Origin of the sequence: Paenibacillus sp. BIC5C1, from assembly GCF_032399705.1 — a bacterium.
Lineage (GTDB): Bacteria > Bacillota > Bacilli > Paenibacillales > Paenibacillaceae > Paenibacillus > Paenibacillus taichungensis_A.
Genome location: NZ_CP135922.1, coordinates 4707004 through 4729287 on the forward strand (window position 1 = coordinate 4707004; position 22284 = coordinate 4729287).

The 22284-nt window shown below is 44.7% G+C and carries 18 protein-coding genes; 2 read left to right on the plus strand and 16 right to left on the minus strand.

All coding sequences use genetic code 11. The annotated features are described in order from the left end of the window. Window positions 1-98: 98 nt before the first annotated feature. Window positions 99-1136, minus strand: coding sequence for an NAD(P)/FAD-dependent oxidoreductase (locus tag RS891_RS20975; RefSeq protein WP_113054016.1), 1038 nt, complete (start codon window positions 1134-1136; stop codon window positions 99-101). A gap of 308 nt (window positions 1137-1444) precedes the next feature. Between RS891_RS20975 and RS891_RS20980 the strand changes: the two genes are divergently transcribed. After that, window positions 1445-2797, plus strand: coding sequence for an IS4 family transposase (locus RS891_RS20980; RefSeq protein ID WP_315793080.1), 1353 nt, complete (start codon window positions 1445-1447; stop codon window positions 2795-2797). A gap of 5 nt (window positions 2798-2802) precedes the next feature. On the opposite strand, the gene RS891_RS20985 is transcribed toward RS891_RS20980, so the two are convergent. Next, a complete protein-coding gene (locus tag RS891_RS20985; RefSeq protein WP_315793081.1) occupies window positions 2803-4782 on the minus strand; it encodes an AraC family transcriptional regulator in 1980 nt (659 codons plus the stop codon). 185 nt (window positions 4783-4967) lie between these two features. Then, complete coding sequence (locus tag RS891_RS20990; RefSeq protein ID WP_315793082.1) at window positions 4968-6926, minus strand: ABC transporter substrate-binding protein; 1959 nt, start codon at window positions 6924-6926, stop codon at window positions 4968-4970. Between the two features lie 193 nt (window positions 6927-7119). Here RS891_RS20990 and RS891_RS20995 point away from each other — a divergent pair, with 193 nt between their 5' ends. Beyond that, the gene (locus RS891_RS20995) at window positions 7120-7929 is read left to right on the plus strand and encodes a FlxA-like family protein (protein WP_113054013.1); all 810 of its coding nucleotides are present in this window, start codon (window positions 7120-7122) and stop codon (window positions 7927-7929) included. A 113-nt stretch (window positions 7930-8042) separates the two neighbouring features. On the opposite strand, the gene RS891_RS21000 is transcribed toward RS891_RS20995, so the two are convergent. The 13 genes from RS891_RS21000 to folD all read right to left on the minus strand — a co-directional run bounded on the left by RS891_RS21000 (window position 8043) and on the right by folD (window position 22061). Then, on the minus strand, window positions 8043-8873 hold the full coding sequence (locus tag RS891_RS21000; protein WP_258530694.1) for a GGDEF domain-containing protein: 831 nt from the start codon (window positions 8871-8873) through the stop codon (window positions 8043-8045). 174 nt (window positions 8874-9047) lie between these two features. Then, window positions 9048-9782: an EAL domain-containing protein gene (locus RS891_RS21005; RefSeq protein WP_315793083.1), complete on the minus strand. Its 735-nt coding sequence runs from the start codon at window positions 9780-9782 to the stop codon at window positions 9048-9050. A 431-nt stretch (window positions 9783-10213) separates the two neighbouring features. Beyond that, window positions 10214-11029, minus strand: a complete 816-nt coding sequence (gene spo0A, locus RS891_RS21010; protein ID WP_076291888.1) for a sporulation transcription factor Spo0A — start codon at window positions 11027-11029, stop codon at window positions 10214-10216. A 192-nt stretch (window positions 11030-11221) separates the two neighbouring features. Beyond that, window positions 11222-12553, minus strand: a complete 1332-nt coding sequence (spoIVB, locus tag RS891_RS21015) for a SpoIVB peptidase (protein ID WP_113054011.1) — start codon at window positions 12551-12553, stop codon at window positions 11222-11224. Between the two features lie 120 nt (window positions 12554-12673). Beyond that, window positions 12674-14392: a DNA repair protein RecN gene (gene recN / locus RS891_RS21020; protein WP_315793084.1), complete on the minus strand. Its 1719-nt coding sequence runs from the start codon at window positions 14390-14392 to the stop codon at window positions 12674-12676. Window positions 14393-14449: 57 nt separating this feature from the next. Further along, complete coding sequence (gene ahrC, locus RS891_RS21025; RefSeq protein WP_063565708.1) at window positions 14450-14899, minus strand: transcriptional regulator AhrC/ArgR; 450 nt, start codon at window positions 14897-14899, stop codon at window positions 14450-14452. Between the two features lie 111 nt (window positions 14900-15010). Next, complete coding sequence (locus RS891_RS21030) at window positions 15011-15499, minus strand: hypothetical protein (RefSeq protein ID WP_315793085.1); 489 nt, start codon at window positions 15497-15499, stop codon at window positions 15011-15013. A gap of 81 nt (window positions 15500-15580) precedes the next feature. Continuing rightward, window positions 15581-16426, minus strand: coding sequence for a TlyA family RNA methyltransferase (locus tag RS891_RS21035; RefSeq protein ID WP_315793086.1), 846 nt, complete (start codon window positions 16424-16426; stop codon window positions 15581-15583). 68 nt (window positions 16427-16494) lie between these two features. After that, window positions 16495-18402 (minus strand): 1-deoxy-D-xylulose-5-phosphate synthase, encoded by a 1908-nt coding sequence (dxs, locus tag RS891_RS21040; RefSeq protein WP_315793087.1) that lies wholly within the window; start codon window positions 18400-18402, stop codon window positions 16495-16497. A gap of 281 nt (window positions 18403-18683) precedes the next feature. After that, entirely contained in the window at window positions 18684-19589 is a 906-nt protein-coding gene (locus RS891_RS21045) for a polyprenyl synthetase family protein (protein ID WP_076291882.1), read from the minus strand. Continuing rightward, entirely contained in the window at window positions 19582-19839 is a 258-nt protein-coding gene (gene xseB, locus RS891_RS21050; protein WP_063565703.1) for an exodeoxyribonuclease VII small subunit, read from the minus strand. The genes RS891_RS21045 and xseB overlap by 8 nt, the downstream gene beginning before the upstream one ends. Then, window positions 19829-21193, minus strand: a complete 1365-nt coding sequence (gene xseA / locus RS891_RS21055) for an exodeoxyribonuclease VII large subunit (protein ID WP_113054006.1) — start codon at window positions 21191-21193, stop codon at window positions 19829-19831. The genes xseB and xseA overlap by 11 nt, the downstream gene beginning before the upstream one ends. A 10-nt stretch (window positions 21194-21203) precedes the next feature. Next, entirely contained in the window at window positions 21204-22061 is an 858-nt protein-coding gene (folD, locus tag RS891_RS21060; protein WP_315793088.1) for a bifunctional methylenetetrahydrofolate dehydrogenase/methenyltetrahydrofolate cyclohydrolase FolD, read from the minus strand. Between the last annotated feature and the right edge of the window lie 223 nt (window positions 22062-22284).

The window sequence follows — 22284 nt, forward strand, 5'->3', positions numbered from 1 at the left end:
GGTTCATACCGAAAATGGAATCAAAAAAAGCAGTTCCGGCATTAGCCAGAACTACGTCATTTGATTTGAATTTGGAGTTGCAGTTATATGAAGAGATTCTATTCTTCCACAACCCCGAGTGCTTTATTTTTCTCCTTAAAACGGCTGTTATGGGAAGACACATAGGCAACTTTCTCCGCCTCAGGGTCCATATACAGTTTTGCACTGTTTACCGCAAGGGCTGCATCCGTAAATGTACCGGCAATCAGATACAATTTACTTCCATAATCGACAAAGTCTCCTGCAGCGAAGACGCCTGGAATATTCGTTTGCAGCTTCTCTGTTGTGGTCACATGCCATTCACCAAGATCAAGTCCCCAATCCCGGATCGGGCCAAAATCACTCTTCATGCCATGGTTGACGATAATCGCATCCACATCAAGAACTTCACTCTCACCTGTCTCCACATGGGATATTGTCACCTGCTCGATGATCTCCCCACTTTGACTATGTAGGGTATCAACGGCATATGGTGTACGAATATCCACTGAGGATTCTCTCATTCGCAGTACATTGCGCTCCAATCCGCCAAAGCGGTCACGACGATGCACCACCGTCACTTGCTCTGCCAAAGCTTCTAGCTCATTGGCCCAATCGACCGCGGAATCACCTCCACCTGAGATCAGTACCCGTTTGCCACGGAAAGGCTCCAGCTCCTGTACCGTATAGTGAAGATTGGTAACCTCATAACGGTCAGCGCCTTCAAGCTCCAGCTTCGCCATTTTATATATACCATACCCGATCGCCAATATGACGGTACGTGTCCAGTGTTGTTCTCCTGTATTCGATGTCAGCAGAATTGTGCCATCAGGCTGACGCTCAAATCCTTCAATTTGCTGTTCAAACACAATCGTTGGCTCAAACGTTCTCGCCTGTTCTTCCAGCTGTTTAATCAAATTTTCACACAGAATCGGGGTAACACCGCCAACGTCCCAGATCATTTTTTCTGGATAGAAGAGCATACGACCACCCAATTTATCCCGCGCCTCAATCAACTTGGTCTTCATATCACGCATGCCGCTGTAAAATGCAGAATACATGCCGGCAGGTCCTCCGCCGATAATTGTTACATCATATAATTCCAAATGCTGATCCATGTAGTTACCTCCATCAGTTCGATCCAAAACGCTCGACTATTTGATATCGATTCTCATTATCACTCTTTTCCTAGTCTAATGGGAAACTTATCAAATTACAATGGCTAAAATTCAAACATTTCTTATACAAAACTACCATCGTTTTTTTATTTATTGATTACTCAACTTTCGCACCTAGAATATTGAGTCAACCCCTTGTGGGCGTAAGAGAATTTAAACATTACTGTTTCTCTTGACAAAAAAAACACCTTGCTTGTTTAGTATCATGGAAGTGCGACCAACCATGAACAAGAAAGGTGTGTAACCCTATGTTACAACAACATTCCCTGTCTGACCAGTCTCGTTTTTCTAAACTTTTTGCTTCACTTCACATCGGGAAAGCTTTGCGGCATGCAGGGATTTCCAAATCGTTTGGTCTTTCGAGTTTAGCTATTTTTCGAATCGTGTTCTCCTTGGTTTTTGAAGGGAAGAACTGGTTTCGCCTGTTGGAGAGTAACCGCGGAGCCGATCTGCCAGGTAAAGATGTCATCTATCGATTCTTGAATCAATCTTCCTTTGCTTGGCGGCGATTTTTGCAGACATTAAGTCTCCAGATCGTACGCTATTTTGAAACGCTCATTTCCTCCAAACGCGTACGTGTATTTATTGTGGATGATTCGGTGCTCAGCCGAAACCGGAGTAAAAAAGCAGAACTGCTGGCACGTGTGTTTGACCATTCTGCAGGCAGGTACATCAAAGGCTACACGATGCTCACACTCGGCTGGTCGGACGGTTTTAGCTTTGCACCGCTCGATTTTGTCATGCTGTCTTCCGCCAAACTGGCCAATCGTTTTTGCGAAATGGCCTCCCATCTCTCGAAACGCAGCCATGGATACAAACGCCGAATAGAGTCTTTTTCTCGGAAGCCCGATGCCGTTGTGGGCTTGTTAGATCGGGCGTTAAAAGCCAGCTTCACGGCGGATTATGTTTTGATGGACAGCTGGTTTACGCAGGTTCCATTACTTCGCGAGCTCACAGCCAGAGGTCTGCCGGTGATTGGAATGATTAAAGAAATGAAGCAACGGTATCTCGTACAGGGACAGCGTATGACGCTAGGTGCTGTGTTTCAAAGCCTGCCTAAATCGAGTTCAAAAGACATCAAAGGCTCCGTGGTCGTACATACGTCGTGCGGTCTGCCCGTGAAGCTTGTTTTTGTGCGCAATCGGAATAAAAGACGGGAATGGCTTACCATTTTAAGTACAGACGTCACGCTGGATGCGGCAGAAATTGTACGAATTTACGGCATGCGTTGGAGTATTGAGACCTTTTTTAAAGTGACCAAAAGCTATTTAAAACTAGGAACCGAATTTCAGGGCCGTTCCTTCGACCAACTGATTAGCCACACGACGGTTGTATTCAGCCGTTATTTAGCGATGGAATACGAACGACGCGAAACCAATGATGACCGAACCCTGGGAGGACTCTTTTTCCTCTTTGCCGATGAGGTTCGGGATCTGGACTTTCAAACCGCGCTTCAGCAGCTGATGCGTTTATTTCTCGACATGTCTCAAGCGAAAACGAAAACGAACAAAATGGACGTTTTTTGTCAACTACAAGAATGGATCTCCGGTTTACCCAGCTATATCAAGGGTTTGTTTGGAGATTTAAGCTGCGAAAGTTGAGTTGATTACTTTACTTTGGGTGCTGCCAGTATATGCTCGACAACGAAATCAATCTGCTTGTTGATGGAATAGATATCCGAGTAATAGAAGAAATCAAAGTCAATTTCGATTAGACGGCCTTCTTTGATAGCGGGTATGCTATTCCAGATTGGGTTATCGTTAAGGTTATCTGCACCTTCATATACCGAACGAAATACGTAGTCTCCCATATATTCTGGAAGAACCTCCATGGACAAGGTCGAACCTGCCGCGTCGGAAACGACGTCAATTTTTTTCTGGACCGCTTCAGGTGCTTTCATTTCCAAGTACTCGTATATAGCCTGAGATCCTCGGCCGTATTGCTTACTTTCTACAATGACCATCTCTTTCAGCCCACCCTCGACGATGGAAGCTGTTTTGTCCAGTATGCCTGCATCAGCAAGTGTTTTCTTGCTCTCTTCGACTTTGCTGTTGAGATTGTCGATTAAAACGTCGGCTTCCTGCTCTTTGCCGAAAATGCTAGCTATACTATGAAGTCTTTCTTCCGTTGTCAATTTCTCATATGGGACATAAACAGTTGGTGCAATATCTTTCAATAGCGTGTAAGTCTCTTCTGAAGGAACAATGATCAAATCCGGGTCAAGATCAATAACCGCCTCAGGGTTTGGTTCAAACCAGGTGCCCAGTGAATTTACACCTTCAAGCTCATTCTTATATGCAGCCCCATCAAATACGTCAGAAGTCGCAATAGGCTTAATTCCAAGCGCTACAACATCTCCTTGAAGATAAAGTACAACAACCCGTTTAGGATTTGCCGGGACAACCACATCACCTTTAACCGTGGAGACCGTGCGTGTTCCATTTTCGTTGTTCGTTTGACTACCTGAATCTGATGATGAAGATGCGGCTGTGCTCGTAGAAGAGTTCGCATTCGTGCCTTCCCCCGTAGCTGTTGTTGTTGCTGAGCCAGCGGAGCATGCCGATAAAAGCATTGTGATGCTTAAAAGTGCAACCAAAATCATGCTTGAGCTTGTTTTTCTTCTTTTCATTGATGTAGACCCTCCGTCTATATATTGATAATGATTCTCATAATCAATATATCCTCGCATCCATCTCCAGCCAATGGACGATTCGGAGAATTGTAATGGACGATCCTCTGCAAGAGTCTGGTCTCTTATTTTCCGCTGATAGAGTGTGGGGGACAGGCCCACATGTTTTTTGAAAATACGGCTGAAATAATACACATCCGTGTATCCTACTTCTGCCGCGATTTCACGCAGGGTGGCATCAGATCGTACAAGCAGTTTCCGGGCCTTGTTCAGTCTCGTTTGAATGAGATAATCAATTGGACTGTGTCCTGTCTTTCGTTTAAATTGCATGGATAAATGACGGGAACTGTAGTTGAATTGTTCAGCCAGAAAATCCAGAGTTACCTGTTCCCTATAATGTTGCTGAATGTAGCGAAGTGTTTGCTCAATAGGGTCTGGAAGCACTGTTCTGACCTCCTGCTCTGCCAATTGAAACAACAGCTCATGAATAAATTGGTAGAACAAACTTTTCACTTGAAGCAAGTCCAGTCTGCTCGCCTGATCCCAAGCTTTCTCCAATTCACCAAAAAAGCGCAATATAACAAGAGGATTGCTCGGCGTAAATCCATATTGCAATGAGAACGGAGCAACCTGAGGAGGTTGTGGCAACCGCCATGTTTTACGATGAGTTGGGAACGCAAGGAATGCCCTGTAGAACAGCAAATAATATTCAAACTTTTCGCTCACCCGAATATCCAGTGATGATCCTTTACCACCATGCAGAATACAGAATCGCTGTACTTCGTGTGTTTTTCCATCCATTTTAAGTTGAGCTGCACCCCGAATACTGTATATAAAAGCGTTTGCCGGAAGTAAATAGGACTCTTGTATCTCCCCTGCCTCCATGACGATTCGGCGTATATCCAGAATTTTAACAGCCGCGTGGTTCCAGCATTGCATCTGTTCGTTTAATTGCATCGATTACTCTCCAATCCCAGTCTCACCAGGAACAAAGACCTTGTACAGGGTCTTTGTTCTGCAAACCACCCTCTAACCTAGCGTTAGTGGTTCACTATGATTTCTTTATTATAGGTGATAATAATTTTCATTATCAACTGTATTTTGACCGGGATTCAATTTTACCAACCAATGCACCGAAAGATTTATTTTTGATCCGCTTTCTTCGTAAACCAAGCTGCCAATTCCTCGGTCTGATCCAAGGTTGCAATCGGGTCAAAGTACCATGAACGATCCGGACTCCAGATAAACACACGATCATTCTTGACGGCATCAAGCGAATTCCATACCGGCTTAGACTTTAATTCCTCTACAGTCAGGTTGTCTGCCGTAAGAATAATGTAATCACCAGCAAAATCGGGTATGGATTCGGACGAAACTTCAACAAGCTGATCTTTCATTAATATCTCTTTTTTGCCTGCTGGAGGATTCAATCCGAGAGCACTATACACAGCCTGACCTCCACGCCCAAAATTATCACCAAAGGCTAACGGTGCTTTATCGTAAAATTGCATAACTGATACTTCTGCATCTGCATCGATTGCTTCACTTACACGCTTCTTGGCATCTGCAATTCGTCCATCGTAATCGGCCAACCATGACTCAGCCTCTTTTTCCTTGTTCAACGCTTTACCGAAATAAGCGATCTCTTCATGGGTATTTTTCAACTCTCCATAAGGAACAACAAGCGTAGGCGCAATTTTGCTAAAAGAATCAAACAAATCAGGATCACCTGTGACAATCAGGTCTGGTTGAAGTTCCAACACCTTTTCAAGAGAAATGGTTTCGTATTCACCAATATTCTCTACGCCCTCAAGTGATTTGATAAAATAGGGATTCTTTAAATTCATTTCCGGTGTACCGACTGGTTTGATTCCCAAAGCAATCAGGCTTCCCAAATATAAATCAACTACAATTCGTTTCGGTTCAGCCGGGACCATGATTTCTCCTTTAACCGTCGAGATAATCCGAGGCTCGGAAGTGCTCGATTGGCTGTCTGCCGTTACTGTGCTAGAGGCATTCGAAGTCCCTTTGCTTTCGGCTGTTACTCCCCCAGAATTACTTGCTGTCCCTGGCGAGCAGGCACTGAGCAGTAAAGTGAGGCTTAATAAAATACTAAGCAACATTCCCGTTCTTGTCTGTCTATTCATGTACAATGACCCTCCGCGTTTATATTGATAATGATTATCATCATCGTTATAAACATACCTTCCAGCTCTTTCGCTGGAAATGTCATTTCGCGCCAATGTTGATGTCAGATCAGGCCATTTTAAGGGTTCTGATGTTTGCTCCTTGAACTGAAGCGGAGAAACGCCTGTATGTTTTTTGAACATACGTCCCAGATAATATCCGTCCGGATAACCGATGCCTGCTGCAATCTCATCCAATGTAGCGTCGGTATGCAGCAGCATCTCCTTGGCCTTGAACAAACGGAACTGAATCAAATAGTCGATTGGACTATAACCCGTGGCCTGCTTGAACTTGCGGGACAGACTTCTGGGACTGCTGCCAATCTTCTCTGCCAGAACATGCAGCGTCAATGGCTCAGCATAAGAGGATTCCACAATTCCGATGACTTTGCTGACCTGATCTGTAACGGAATACCGAGCTGCAGCATAAGGAATTTGTGCCGATACTTGCTCTACAAAAGGATAAAACAGGCTTTTTGCCTGAAAATGATGTATGGGGTTCTTTTGATTCCATAATGTGTGTATCTGTTTAACTTGCTCATAAAGCACAACTGGTGAATTGGGGGGAAAACCATAGCTGAGCTGAAATGGATTCGTGCGCTCCAACATGTTTACTAAATCGGTTCTTCCTCCACTTGGCAAGCTTGATTTGTACATAAGGTAGAACAGGTTCAATCCGGATTGTCCAGCTTCAATATGCAGCACGCTTCCCTTTCCACCATGGAGAACATAAAAACGACTTACTTCATGCTTCTGATCGTTTATGGTCACATAGGCTTTACCCTGGATGGTGAACACAAACGTGCTCGCAGGGAATTTATATGTTAGCTCCTCAGCTGGCCCTAACTCCATATAACGTATATCCGCAATACTCACAGCAGCATAGTTCCAGAGTATGTAATAATTATTCCACATTTCACTAACCCAACTCCGTCTAAATATATTGACCAAACAGTCCTTACTCATTGATAACCATTATCAATTATTATCAGCAAGTAAGCAATACACAAGTGAAAGTCAACTTATTAGCGAGGAACCTTCATTTGCTTCTCGTAACATCCGATATACGTAAGTAGATCCACGATATAACGAAGAAGGGGAAAAGACCATGAATTCAATTTCACCTGCGTCCAAAAGCAGCATCACCCCCGGTAGCCAAGTCTCCAGCAGAGATAAGGAAATTCAGGGACTTATGAAACAAAAAATTAGGCTGAATGAGGAACTACAATCCGTCAAATCCAATGATCAGTTGGACTCCAAAATTAAGGCCGAGCGAATTAAATCTATAACGAGTTTCATCCAACAGGTCGATAATCAAATCGCTCAAATCAAAAGCGAGGAGATTCAAGAAAAAAATAAATTGAAGCAGTCTGAGCAACCTAAGCAACAACAGCCGCAACCGTCTGAGCTCTCTAGCGAAAATCAGGCTCCGGCAATGGGTCATCTAATCAAACATAGCCAGACTTATGATCAGTTAGGCAAACTGGTCGGTTTGCGTGATCGCATGCACGGGTCAATACAAACATTAGAAGGAGAAACTCGCTTCGACCGGATCGTTCTCGATAATGATGTAGGAAACGACATGGGTAAGTCGATGATGCTGGAGAACGCGGAACAAACCGTTTTTCAAATGAAGCGTGAGATGGTCCAAGAGATTGATTCTCAAATCCGCAAAGTTGATCAGTCCATCGGGGAAAAATTGAAAGAAATCAACCAACCTGTACCAACAGAAGCTGCCCATTCGACTCCACCATCTCATACAGATGGAGATCAGGAAGTGAGTAAAGAAAATAGGACCGAAAACAAATCGAAGAACTCCAATGGTGTGCAGGGTGATAAAGACACAGGAAAAATACAAGAGACGCAATCAAATTCATCCCCTGCCCCACCCTACACTACACTCGACATTCGGGTTTAATTAGATTACATAATGGATAACAATTCCGCAATTAAAAACCGTTATTTACAGGTCCCTTTTACCTGATGAATAACGGTTTTTTCCGCAGCTAATAAATCTCCCGACAGTTATGGTTATACAGCTTCCTCATTCCCACAAATAATGCTGCCATTCACCGATTTACATACTTTTTTTATCCGTGTCGCCTCACTCACAATTTGATCAATGTTTTGATATTGTTGTCTTTGATTCGTGACCACAGCGATCGACACCGATACAAGCGGTATAGGTCGGTTCAGTCCAGAACGCCCTTCTCCCAACACATACTGATTATCCAAGTCCTCCTGATTGTAAAACGTTCCCTTGATCTTCTCAAAACCTGTTATCACCTCTTCACAAACGTACCTAAAGTCATGATGATTTAATATCGCAATAAAATCGTCTCCACCGATATGGCCAAGAAAAGCTTCTGGAAAAACAAAAAGTTTACGGAGCAGATTAGCAGTAGCTTGAATAAGTTGATCCCCCATTTTGAACCCATAGCTATCATTGTAGGATTTAAAGTGATCCAAATCTATGTATAGAACACTAAAATCATCAAGCTGCAGTAACTGATACAATCGTTCATCTATAATTCTGTTACCTGGAAGACCTGTCAAGGGATTCATAAAAATCGCCATTTCGGCTCGAACATCCGCAACAGCAAGCAGCAAACGTCGAATACTAACTGCTCCATACAAAACGCCTTCGGCTGTTATAAGCACTAGATCGTATAACTCTTCTTCAGATCGATTCATAGCCAGTATGCTTACATCCGTAATCTGTTCAGCGTAATCGACGACCAGTGCCCGGGCATTCATAACCAGTTCCACAGGGCGTCCCATATACAAATTATAGCCATACTGTGTACCAATCTGCTGGAAGAACCGAGCTCGCATCATTAATGACACAGCTTGTTCTCCCATAACTGCTACACCTTCCAGATTTGGATTCGATTTGAAAAGATGATAGACAATATCACATTTTGTTTCAGGCGCTACTACAGGAATCGTTTCGGCTATCTCACCTATTTGCGTAAATATACCATTCGCCTCCTCTATACATAGCCATGCCATCTACTTTTTAAATCTCTAATTCCCCTATGGAAAAGATAAGGGAGACGGCCTTAATACTGTATCAGGCCTTCCAAGTGCATAACCCTGACCGTATTCGATACCTTCACGTCGCAAAAATTGAATTTCCTCGTAACGCTCAATACCTTCTGCAATGATACTCGTCCCCGAGTCGGCAGCAAATTGCTTAAGGATCCTTACTATGTGCTGCTGATCCGGATGTGTGTCCACTCGACTAATCAGTGCTCTGTCCAATTTGATAAAATCCGGCTTTAGACTTACAATCGCCTTAAGACTGCTATATCCGGAACCCGCATCATCAATGGCAATTCGAAAACCCTGTGAGCGATAATTCGATAGAATGCGTTCGAACTCTACATAGTCATGAACTGCCTGTTTTTCAGTTAGCTCAAAGACAACTTGCTCAGGAGATAAACCATAACTGTTTAATAGACTGATTGTTTCTCCACTGCGATATGTGGAATCGGCTAAAACCTGAGGATGTATATTTAAAAAAACGACGGTATTGTCAGGATATCGCTCTGTAGTTAAAGAGGCTCTGAATCGTTCAATCGAAATCTCACGACAGAAGCGCTCAAATGTGAACACCTGATCCGTATGACCAATAAATTGATAAAAAGCTTCTGCATTCGGAAAAAGATCAGATATGGGAGGACGGTTTAATATCTCGTAACCAAGACATTGACCGCTCTGCAGATCTAGGATTGGCTGAAAATATGTAGTAAGCATTCGATTACGCATAATTTTTTGCAGTCCTTTGAATTGCCTGTAACTAAGCATAGAATGTTGACATGATTTACTTGCATATTTCAAAGAATTGTATATTTCATTTATGTATGTACTGAAAAAAGTCGTTCTCTTCATATATTTCATCCTTTATACCTATAATGATTATCTTGTCAGTGGTCACATCGTACCACTTTCCTGCTGAGAAAGCGTTAACTGCAAGTAAAAGTTTGTAAAAAATTTCACCCTTCCAAATATATATCTGAGAAGCCACACTGAAGCCTCTTCTGTTTATCATAGGTTATTCGATTTCTTTAATGGAATTTTATAGTATTGAAAAAACACCACGTTTTTATTGGTCTTGATAGACTCAATAAAAACGTGGTGTTCCTTATGTGTAAATAAGTTTAATTTATTTGTTCAGATGATCACTATTCCTGATCCTTTCAGGACACCTTATGCTCAATTCTAAGCTTATCAGCAACCATCGCGATGAATTCCGAATTCGTCGGTTTCGACTTGCTGATATTGATCGTATAGCCAAACAGATGGCTGATGCTATCGATGTTGCCGCGTGTCCAAGCCACTTCAATGGCATGACGGATGGCACGTTCGACGCGAGACGGCGTTGTTTTGAATTTTTCGGCAATCGCCGGATACAGTGTTTTCGTGATAGCACCCAAAATTTCGATATTGTTATACACCATAGTGATGGCTTCGCGTAAATACTGATATCCTTTAATATGCGCAGGAACGCCGATTTCATGTATGATGGACGTAATACTTGCATCCAAATTTTTGTGTTTACCCATCGGCACCACGTTGGACTTGTTCATAAACATCGATGACCCGCCACCACCACCTGTGGAGATTGTAGTTTGCGTGCCAACCAGTTGACGTACACGATTCGCGAGCACTTCCATGTCAAACGGTTTCAGGATGTAATAAGAAGCTCCGAGTTGCACGGCACGCTGCGTGATATTCTCTTGTCCGAAAGCCGTAAGCATAATGACTTTGGGCTGTGGAGACAGATTCAGGTTGCGCAGACGCTCCAGTACACCCAGTCCATCCAGGTGAGGCATAATAATATCCAGAATGAGTACATCCGGTACATCGCGAGTCTGCTCCAGCAACTGCAGCACTTCTTCTCCATTGTAAGCAATTCCAGTTACTTCCATATCTTCCTGTTCTGATATATATTCGGCAAGCAAATTCGTAAATTCACGATTATCATCGGCCAGCAATACCTCAATTTTTTGCAAAACGGTATCCTCCTTTAATTTAAACATCGTTTCGTACATTTCCTTACAGGTTAAATTTTCGACACAGGGGAGGAAATTCCTTCTGTCGAAAATTATTTTTCTTTATTTTTTTTTCTCATTGCTATATAATAAATAATTTATTTCATTATCCGATATTATATGTTTACATTCGACAAAAAAACCTTAAGGAGGTTAACCCGCCTTAAGGTTTTTTGCATGTTCCTTTTTCATCATGACTCCTGCATCTTGTAACATCCACTCAATGAAGCAACCATAACCTGATTTCGGATCATTGACGAACACATGCGTCACGGCACCAATGAGTTTTCCGTTTTGCACAATGGGACTACCGCTCATGCCTTGTACAATGCCTCCGGTCTTATCGAGCAGCTTCGGATCTGTGATACGTAGCACCAGGCCTTTGGTGGCCGGTTCGGATTGATCTGCTACGTGTACAATATCAATTGAGAAACGCTCCACCTGCTGACCCTCAACAACTGTGAGAATTTCTGCAGGACCTTCTTTTACTTCATGGGAGAAAGCAACAGGAATGCCTTTAGAATACAAGCTATGTTCAGGATTACCGGACATTTTACCAAAGATACCAAAAGCAGTATTACGTTCAATATTGCCTAAAATTTTACTTTCTTTCAGGAAATGAGCTCGTTTTTCACCCGGATCACCGGATTCACTCTTAGAAATTGACGTTACATTGGACTGAACAATCTGACCACTGCCAACAACGATGGAGGTCTGAGTGTTCATATCCGTAATGACATGTCCCAGAGCGCCATATACGCCTTGATCCGGAGCGTAGAAGGTTAATGTTCCTACACCTGCGGCGGAGTCACGAATGTACAATCCAAGCCTCCAGGCTTTGTCTTCCGCATCATAGGCCGGTGTCAAACGGGTTTTAACCGTTTCTTTGCCGCGTTTTAATACAACATCAATACCTTTTTTGCTCTTGCCTGCGAGTTCAACCGCTTCAGCTACACCCGATACACCATCAAGGCGTTTACCGTCCATATGGGTAATCAGATCTCCAAGCTTGATGCCTGCTGATTCTCCAGGGGATACACGTTCATCTTGTCCAGAACGAACCAGATGGTGACCTACGACCAGAATACCTGCAGATTTTACTTTGACGCCAATCGTTTGACCCCCGGGTACAACACGCAAATCCGGGATCACGTTTACGTTAACCGTTTTTACCGGAATTTTGCCCCACAACTTCAACGTTAATTTGGCCTGCCCCGTTTGTTGGGGGTGAAGATGCAAAGGTTGTTGCTTCGTTACGTGGACCGCAGTTTCCTTTCCATCAAAACCAACGATGTCAGGACGATCTACAACAGCGCTTGAAGCAGCCGGTACAGCGAGATGAACGTCAGCCTGCCTGCCTGCAAATACCTGTAGTTCATCAGGCAATGAAGCATAACTTTGCACAGGCTGAATGGCCTGGCTGATCACACATAGAAAGAAGGCAAATAAAAGACCTAGCAATTTCTTCCTGAGGGGGGAATTCAATGGCTGTCACACTCCCTTTGCTTCTTTCGCTTGACGAAAGGTGGTCGCCAATTGCGTACCTATAAGATAACCTCGCCCCCAGGCTTTTATTACTGTCAATCATTACGCCAGCCGCTCGTTTCACCCTTTTTTGGCTTCCGCCAAATTCAGCATTTCCTGTGCATGATGCAGCGTTTTTTCTGTAATTTCCACACCGCCGAGCATACGTGCCAATTCCTTCACTCTGCCTTCGTCTGACAGCGATTCCACTTGTGTCATCGTACGCCCATCGTACACATGCTTTTCGATGAGATACTGATGATCCGCCATACAAGCGACCTGTGGCAAGTGAGTAATAGAGAAAACTTGGCAAGTAGAAGACAGACGATATAATTTTTCCGCAATGGATTGTGCCGCTCTTCCGCTCACACCTGTATCCACCTCGTCAAAGATCAACACCGGAATTCGGTCATGACGTGCGAAAATACTCTTCATCGCGAGCATCATTCGGGACAACTCACCACCGGAAGCAATCTTACCGAGTGGACGCAAAGGCTCACCAGGATTCGGAGAAATCAGGAATTCAGCATTATCTGCACCCTGACGCGTAAGGCGAATACGACGTCCATTCCATTCAATCCCTTTTGCATCTTCAAAAGGAGTAATCTGAACTCGTAACGTCGTTCTCTCCATCTGCAGATCCTTAAGCTCACTCTCCACCTGCGCTGCAAGTTCCTCGGCACATTGTTTACGAACACGGCTAAGTTCCTCCGCAGACTCCATGACTAATTTGAGCAATTTGTCACGTTCATTACGCAGCTTCTCCAGACGTTCATCCTTGTTCTCCAGCTGGTCGGTTTCATGGCTAATTTGTTCATAATAATTCAAAATAAGTTCCACACTGTCGCCGTATTTCCGTCTGAGGCCAGAAATCAGATTCAGTCGCTGTTCCACTTCTTCCAATCTACCCGGGTTAAATTCGATCTTCTCCCGATAATCCCGCAACTGAAACGTAGCGTCTTCCAGTTGATAAAATGCAGACTGGAGCTGTTCAACTATAGGCTGTAGCCCTTTACTGTCATATCCCGATATATCTTCAATTCGTGACAATGCGATACTTACAGCTTCTAACCCACGTTGACCGCTAAGCAGATCATATGCACCAGCAACACTGTCCATCATTTTCTCACTATGGGATAGTTTGACCCGTTCTTCTCCGAGTAATTCATCCTCTCCCTGCGTTAAAGCAGCAGCTGCAATCTCTTCAAGCTGAAAGCGATACATGTCCAGCAATTGATACGCACGTTGACTTGACTCCTGAAGTGCACGAAGTTCTTTTTCCGCAGTAATAAATTTACTGTAGCGTTCCTGATATTCCGTTTTGACTGGACCGATGATTGCTGCCCCGTATGTATCCAGAAGCCCGAGATGACTTTCTGCGCGCAACAAACTTTGATGTTCATGCTGACCGTGAATATTAATTAATTTTTCTCCGACTTCACGGAGCATCGTCAAATTGACCAATTGGCCATTGATACGAGATGTACTTTTCCCTTGAGTATTCAGTTCACGGCGAATCACCAGATGCTCCTCCGGCTCACAATGGATGCCAAGCTTCTCCAGCGTTTCCCATACCGGATGGCTTGGCTCCATTTCAAACAGAGCCTCCATCTCGGCTTTCTCACATCCATAGCGGATCAGATCGGCTGAGCTTCGTCCACCAGCAATCAGACCCAAGGCATCAATAATGATCGATTTACCCGCTCCCGTTTCACCAGACAAGACATGAAATCCCGGGTGGAAAACAACATCAACTTCTTCTACAACAGCCAGATTACGAATCGATAATGTAACTAACATCTGCAAAAACACCTCCGGATGACTCACTCAGAAATTATGTTTTTGAACCATTATATTCTAAGAAATATAACCCATAATCCGCTCGATTACGGTCACGCTGTTACTTTCCGTCCGGCAGATGATGAGTATGGTATCATCTCCACAGATGGTGCCCATCACTTCCGTCCACTCAATATTATCGAGCAAAGCTGCAATGGAGTTAGCTGTACCAGGCAAACACTTCATCACGACCAGATTGTTTGTATGATCGATGTGTAAGAAGTTGTCCACGAGGGCACGTTTCAGTTTCTGAATCGGATTGTATCGTTGGTCTGTAGGCAGTGAATATTTATATCGTCCATCGTCCATGGGGATCTTAATTAAAAGAAGCTCCTTAATATCCCGTGATACCGTAGCTTGAGTCACCTGAAATCCGGATTTACGCAAAGCTTCAACCAGATCATCCTGGGTTTCAATTTCGTTTTGACTAATGATTTCACGTATCTTAATGTGTCGTTGTCCTTTCATACATGCCTCCAGTTAAAAGTTCAATGTATTGCATAAAACGGCTAATTTCCCTTTGCCATTCTGCAATTCGTCATTCGTTATATAAACAACTTTCAGGTTTCATAAATACCCTTAGTCCAGATCATCTCCATCGTACACGTCTTCCTGATAATCCATAAGCCTTATAACCTTGATATCCGATTCCTCCATGTCCACATACAGCAACCCTTCACAGCCGGGATATAACAATAAATAGTACAGGAAGCGATCGCGCAGGGATGGCCCAGTTAGTTCAAGAGGTTGTCTGCGACGGGACGTCTTCACAAGATATCTCTCATCATCCCGCTCTGCTACATAATCAATGAAGAGCCTGCTGTAATAAACGGATTCATCCGCTTCAAAGGCTAAAGGAATTTTCATTTTACCCCCGATGACTTCATATCCTTCCGCTTCAAGCAGATCCACTGCCGGTGAATCCTGAATTTCCAAATTCAGTTGCATACCCGACAAGCTTACTGGAATCGGACGATTAACCCAATTCCGAAAGCCTAAGAACAGCCATAAAATCAAGCAGACAGCAAGTACACCAATAACAATTGTGTCATATTGCCCATCCATCATCGCTCACCTCGAAGACATATTCGAGATTCGACAACCGATTTCCTTTTAGAATGTCACCTTTCCAGCGAAAAGAAACTCATCCTATGATGAGTTTCCTGTAAAAGTATGGGCAGCTTCCATTGCAACTTGATCTGCAAGTGCATCAAGTGAAGCCTGAACGTTCTCTTGTTGTGTTGCCTCTGGTTCTTCCAGACGCCAGTGAGCGAGAAATTCAATATTTCCTTCTCCGCCTGTAATCGGCGAGAATGTTAAACCTTTTAGCTTTAACCCAAGCTCATTGGCGAAACGAAGCATCGTCTGCAAAACGTCCTTGTGAACCTTAGTATCACGAACGACGCCAGACTTGCCGACTTTCTCACGGCCTGCTTCGAACTGAGGTTTAATTAACGCCACAATATCTGCTGGTTGCTTTAGAAGTGCCAGCAACGGGGGCAAAATAATTCTCAGCGAAATAAAGGATACATCAATACTGGCAAAATTCGGCACAGGTCCTTGTAGATCTTCGGGGGTCACATAACGGAAATTGGTTCTTTCCATGACAGTGACCCGTTCATCATTACGGAGTGACCAATCCAGCTGGTTATAACCTACATCAATGGCATATACATGAGATGCACCATGTTGCAGGGCACAATCGGTAAATCCACCAGTGGATGAGCCAATATCGAGCATCACAAGTCCATTCATATCGAGATCGAAGTGACGGATCGCTTTTTCAAGCTTTAATCCGCCTCTACCGACATAGGGATGTACTGAACCTTTTACTTTAAGTTCGGCTTCCCGTGGAATCTTCATGCCCGCTTTTTCAATCCGCTCATTGTTGGCATATACCAGTCCAGCCATGATTGCAGCTTTTGCCTTCTCACGACTTTCGTAATATCCTTGCTCAACCAGCAGAACATCAATTCGTTCTTTCGGGAGTGACATGTCTTTCTCCTATCATGTAGTAATCCTGATTAATCAATAATGTGTTCCAGTTTCTCTGATTGTTCCAGTTATGAAGGGAACCGAGTTCTGGACATACCATACGAAGATTGGGCTGCCATGCTACGCAGCTCTGAGCTCACATTCTCAACTGTAAGTCCCACTTCAGCTCTTTGATCCTCAATACTGCCATGTTCAATGAATCGATCTGGAATGCCCATCAGTTGTACATGCACATCATGCAGCCCTTGTTCTGCGTAAAACTCCAGAACTGCACTGCCCATACTGCCTGCCTGTGATGCTTCTTCAAGCACAATTAACTTCGTGCCTCGAACTGCCAGATCACGCAGCATCTGCTCATCAAGAGGCTTAAGGAAGCGGGCGTTAATTACGCCAGCCGTAATGCCTTCTCTTTTAACCGTCTCTGCAGCTTCTTCAGCAAGCTGTACCATAGATCCCGAAGCGATGATAGCATAACCTTCAGACGGACGTAGCTGTTCCCATGTACCGATTGGAATCGGAATGAGTTCATCATCAAGAGGCACACCTACAACATTGTTTCGTGGATAACGATAAGCAATTGGACCTTCATTATATTCAAGCGCCGTCTTCATCATATGGCGCAGTTCATTCTCATCCTTAGGCATCATCAGAACGATATTCGGAATATGACGCATAAACGCCACATCGTACACACCTTGATGCGTTTCACCATCTGGACCGACAAATCCAGCACGGTCAATGGCGAACATGACATTGGCGTTATGACGACAAATATCATGTACAATCTGATCATACGCACGTTGCATAAACGTCGAATAGACGGCAAATACAGGTTTTAACCCTTCCATAGCCAGTGCTGCACACATGGTGGCCGCATGCTGTTCGGCAATACCCACGTCAATCATGCGATCAGGGAATTCCTTACTGAAAGGAATGAGACCTGAACCTGTTGGCATGGCTGGAGTTACCGCTACAATTCGTTTATCCTGCTTGGCAAGATCAATCAACGTTTTACCAAACACTTCCGTATACATCGGTTTGCCTACAGCTTTAAGCACTTGACCTGATTCGATCTTGTACGGAGAAATTCCGTGCCATTTGTGTGAATCGGCCTCAGCTGGCTGATAGCCTTTTCCTTTGGTTGTCAAGACATGAACCATTACAGGTCCATCCACGTTATCCGCCTGTTTGAACGTTTCAATCAATTTCGGAATGTCGTGTCCATCAATGGGTCCCAAATAAGTGAAGCCCAACTCTTCGAACAGAACTCCTGGAACCATCATGTATTTGACACTATCTTTAATCCAGCTCGCCGATTTGGCCAAACGATCCCCTATGGCAGGAATTTTCTTGAGCATTCCTTCCACGTCATCCTTGGCTTTTAAATAATGGCGATCCGAACGAATTTTGCTCAAATATTTATGCATAGCCCCGACATTCGGAGCAATGGACATTTCATTATCATTCAGGATAACCATCAGCTTTTTCTGCTCATGACCAATGTGATTGAGAGCTTCAAAGGCCATACCACCTGTAAGCGCTCCATCCCCAATCATCGCGATAACCTGATTGTCTTCCCCTTTGAGATCACGAGCAAGCGCCATACCCATCGCAGCAGATAATGATGTACTGCTGTGACCCGCTTCCCATACATCATGTTCACTCTCGTTACGTTTAACAAATCCACATAAGCCATTATGCTGACGCAGTGTATCAAAACGATCCATCCGCCCTGTTAGAACCTTGTGTACGTAAGCCTGATGCCCTACATCAAAGATCATTTTGTCCACTGGGCTGTTGTAGCAGTAATGCAGGGCTACCGTGAGCTCAACCACTCCTAAGTTGGGTGCGAGATGGCCCCCTGTAACGGACAGCTTCTCAATCAGAAACTGCCGGATCTCAGCCGACAAAAGAACGAGATCATCCTGAGACATCGACTTTAGATCACTGGGTTGTTTAATTTGTGGAAGCAGCACGAGAATCTCCCCGCTTTCCTAGATTGTTTGATTTGGTGTAAACCATATATACACAGTTTATTAAATGACATTAAAACATTATAACATAAAAGAACAAGAATCATAATTTACGGCACTATACTCCAGATAACGAGCATTTTCGCCAGCAAGGTTCGTATGATCTTCCTCAATATGTATTTCTATCTCCAGTTGGAACTGTCTCTCTTCATGAAGCCCAGAAAAAGAACATTAAATTGATTACACGATTCTGGGTGATTTGAAACAGGGACGCTCAACCAAAACTAATGATCTCGACTCATTAAATAATCTGCAATCTCCATCAGTCTGGAAGGGTCAGGTAACTCCGCTCTGCCGAGCGCATCTTTCGCAGATTGCGTCAGGGACTTCACTTCTTGAAGAGAGGCATCCATACCAATAAAATATGGGTATGTGACCTTTTGCTGATTCACATCACTTTGCGTCTTCTTGCCCATTTTCTGCTCGTCACCCGTCAAATCCAGAATATCATCCTGAATCTGGAAAGCCAGCCCCAGGTCTCTACCAAATACGCGTAGCGCCTCCAACTGTCCTTCTGTAGCACCACCAATTCGAGCGCCGGCAATGAGGGAAAACACAATCAAATCTCCGGTCTTGTGCAAATGAATGTATTGCAATTGAGCAAGATCTGTCATGCCCTGCTCGCCTTCCATATCAGCTACTTGTCCGCCAACCATACCTCTTGCTCCAGCCAGTTCGGACAACTCCTCCACAATGGACAACAATGCATCTGCAGACACACCGCTGCGACGACCTGACTGAACAATACTATAAAAAGCATGCGTTAACAGTGCATCGCCAGCCAATATTGCTGTCGCTTCGCCAAATACTTTGTGGTTCGTTAATTTTCCCCTGCGATAGTCGTCATTATCCATGGCGGGCAGGTCATCGTGGATCAACGAATACGTATGAACCATCTCCACGGCGCAGGCTACCGGCAATGCAGCTGTACGCTGTGCACCGAAGGCTTCCGCCGCAGCAACGACCAGAAGTGGACGAAGGCGTTTGCCCCCGGCCATAAGTGAATACTGCATAGCGTCAACCAGTGACTGAGGTACATCCCAATGAACAGGAAGAGTCTGCTTCAACTCTCCCGTCACTTCAGCTGTGACTTCCTCAAGATACGTTTCAAACGAAGGACGATTACTCATTGACTTCACCGCTTTCGTCGACGGCAGCGCCGAACGGTTTTTTGCGAAGTTCCCCATCCTCTTCTACGATCATCTCGATCTTACGTTCCACTTGTTCCAGCTTCAAACCACAAAGTTGGGAAAGTTTCATTCCGCGCTGAAACAAATCGATGGCTTGTTCCAGTGGAACATCACCATGCTCAAGCTGACCTACGATGTCCTCCAATGCCGCCATTGCCTCTTCAAAATTCAATTCCGGTTCATTCGCCATGGGTATTGTCGTCCTCCTTCATTCCCCAAACCTGACAGTCCAACTGTCCGTCTGTTAATTTAATCTTTATCGAATCTCCAGGCTGTACATCCTTCATCGATTTAATCAATCTCTGCTCCTGCTCGTCATATACAAGGCTGTATCCGCGTGACATGACTTTGAGCGGGCTAAGCGCATCCAAATGACGTACAGATGATTTCCACTGCTGCTGCTTCGCTCTCGTGATGGATCGGATTGCAACCTCCAGTTGACGCCGGGCTGATGCATTTTCACGTCTTGCTGCATTCACCTGTTCACGTGGATTGAATCGCTGCAGCGCTGCACGCAAACGCTCCTGTTTCTCAGTTGTCCATTTCATACGTGTATCTACAGTTCGTAGAAGACGCTGCTGCAGCATATCCAGTCGCTCCGTATGCTGCATTAAGGTACGCCTAGGATGCACAAGCACAGGTGAGCGTTGCAATCTGGCTAGTCGCTCCCGATTATGAACAGCACGCTGGCGTAAACTGTGCTGCAGCTGGCGCTGGCGCTGAGCGATCTGATCAAGCAGTTCAGCTCGATTGGGTACTGCCAGTTCGGCAGCAGCCGTAGGCGTTGCCGCACGCAGATCAGCAGCAAAATCGGCAATTGTAAAATCCGTTTCATGCCCAACCGCTGAAATCACAGGAATAGCCGAACCCACAATTGCTCTAGCCACGATCTCCTCATTGAAAGCCCATAACTCCTCCAGTGATCCACCGCCTCGTCCAACAATCAACACATCGGCTTCGCCCATTCGGTTCAAGTTGTTGATGGCCTTCACAATGGAAGGAGCCGCACCTTTACCTTGAACGAGTACAGGATATAGAATCACTTGGGCAGAAGGATATCTGCGTTGCAATGTAATCATGATATCCCTTACCGCTGCACCTGTAGGTGAGGTGACCACACCAATCGTCTGTGGAAAACGGGGAATCTGCCTTTTCCGCGATGTAGAGAACAGCCCCTCGTCCTCCAGCTTTTTTTTCAGCTGCTCATAGGCCAAATACAAACTTCCAATACCGTCCGGTTGCATCTGTGTAGCGTAGAACTGATATTGTCCATCCCGCTCATACACCGAGACATTACCACGAGCTATAACCCTTGCACCCTCCTTCGGTACAAAGGGCAATCGTTGATTATGGGAAGCAAACATAATGGACTTAATTCGGCTGTCCTTGTCCTTCAATGTAAAATACATATGACCGCTGGAGTGATGTGTAAAATTGGAGATCTCTCCGCGCAGCCATACATCCGACAGTACCTGATCCGATTCCAGTTTCATCCGGATGTATCGGTTCAGGTCTTTGATGGAGTAAATTTTTTGATCTGCCACAGACAGTTACCTAGGCCAATCCGTGAGCGCGTTTGGCCGCGATCAGTGTATTTTGCATTAACATAGTAATTGTCATTGGGCCAACGCCCCCAGGAACCGGAGTAATTGGGCCAGATACCGTCTTCACACTCTCGAAATCTACATCTCCTGCCAGTTTGCCGTTATCCAGACGATTCATCCCCACATCGATTACAACGGCACCCGGTTTGACGAAATCGGCATCCACAAAGTTTGCACGTCCGATAGCAACCACAAGAATGTCTGCCTGACGCGTAATCTCTTTCATGTTCGCTGTACGGGAATGACACATCGTTACCGTTGCGTTCTCACGTTGCAGCAGCAAGGATACTGGTTTACCAACAATGTTGCTGCGTCCGATAACTACGGCATGTTTGCCTGACATCTCGAGACCCGTACGCTTGATTAGCTCAATAACGCCCGCAGGGGTACATGGCAACAGACTATCGTCACCAATGACGAGGTTCCCCACATTAACTGGATGGAATCCATCCACATCCTTGTCCACGGCGATTGCATCGATAACTGCTTTCTCTTCGATATGCTTTGGTAATGGGAGCTGAACCAAGATGCCGTTAATGGATTCTTGTTTGTTCAACTTGTCCACCAGCGCGAGCAGATCCTCTTGGGAGGTGTTTGCATCTAGACGATGAACTTCGGAATAGAAACCGAGGTCATGACATGCTTTTTCTTTATTACGCACATATACCTGGGATGCGGGATCTTCCCCGACGAGCACAACAGCCAGACCAGGCACTACCCCCTGTTCGCTAAGCTGTTTCACTTCTGTTGTCATGCTTGCGCGCATTTCTTGGGATACTTCTTTTCCGTTAATAATAGATGCTGTCACTGTACTCTCTCTCCCTTATGTGAACATATTTTTAGAGGTTGTTCAAAAAGTCCGCTTTTGATTAAGAAGGGTGCGTATCGGCATCATCAGCATCGAATATGAAATTCAGCCGAAATAAGCGGACGCTTGCGAAGTGTTGTTCCTTCGGAAACATGTAGTTGCTCACGTAGTTTCCCCTACGCTCCGCTACTCCATTTCTAGCTTCATCCCATCTTCTCGGTAC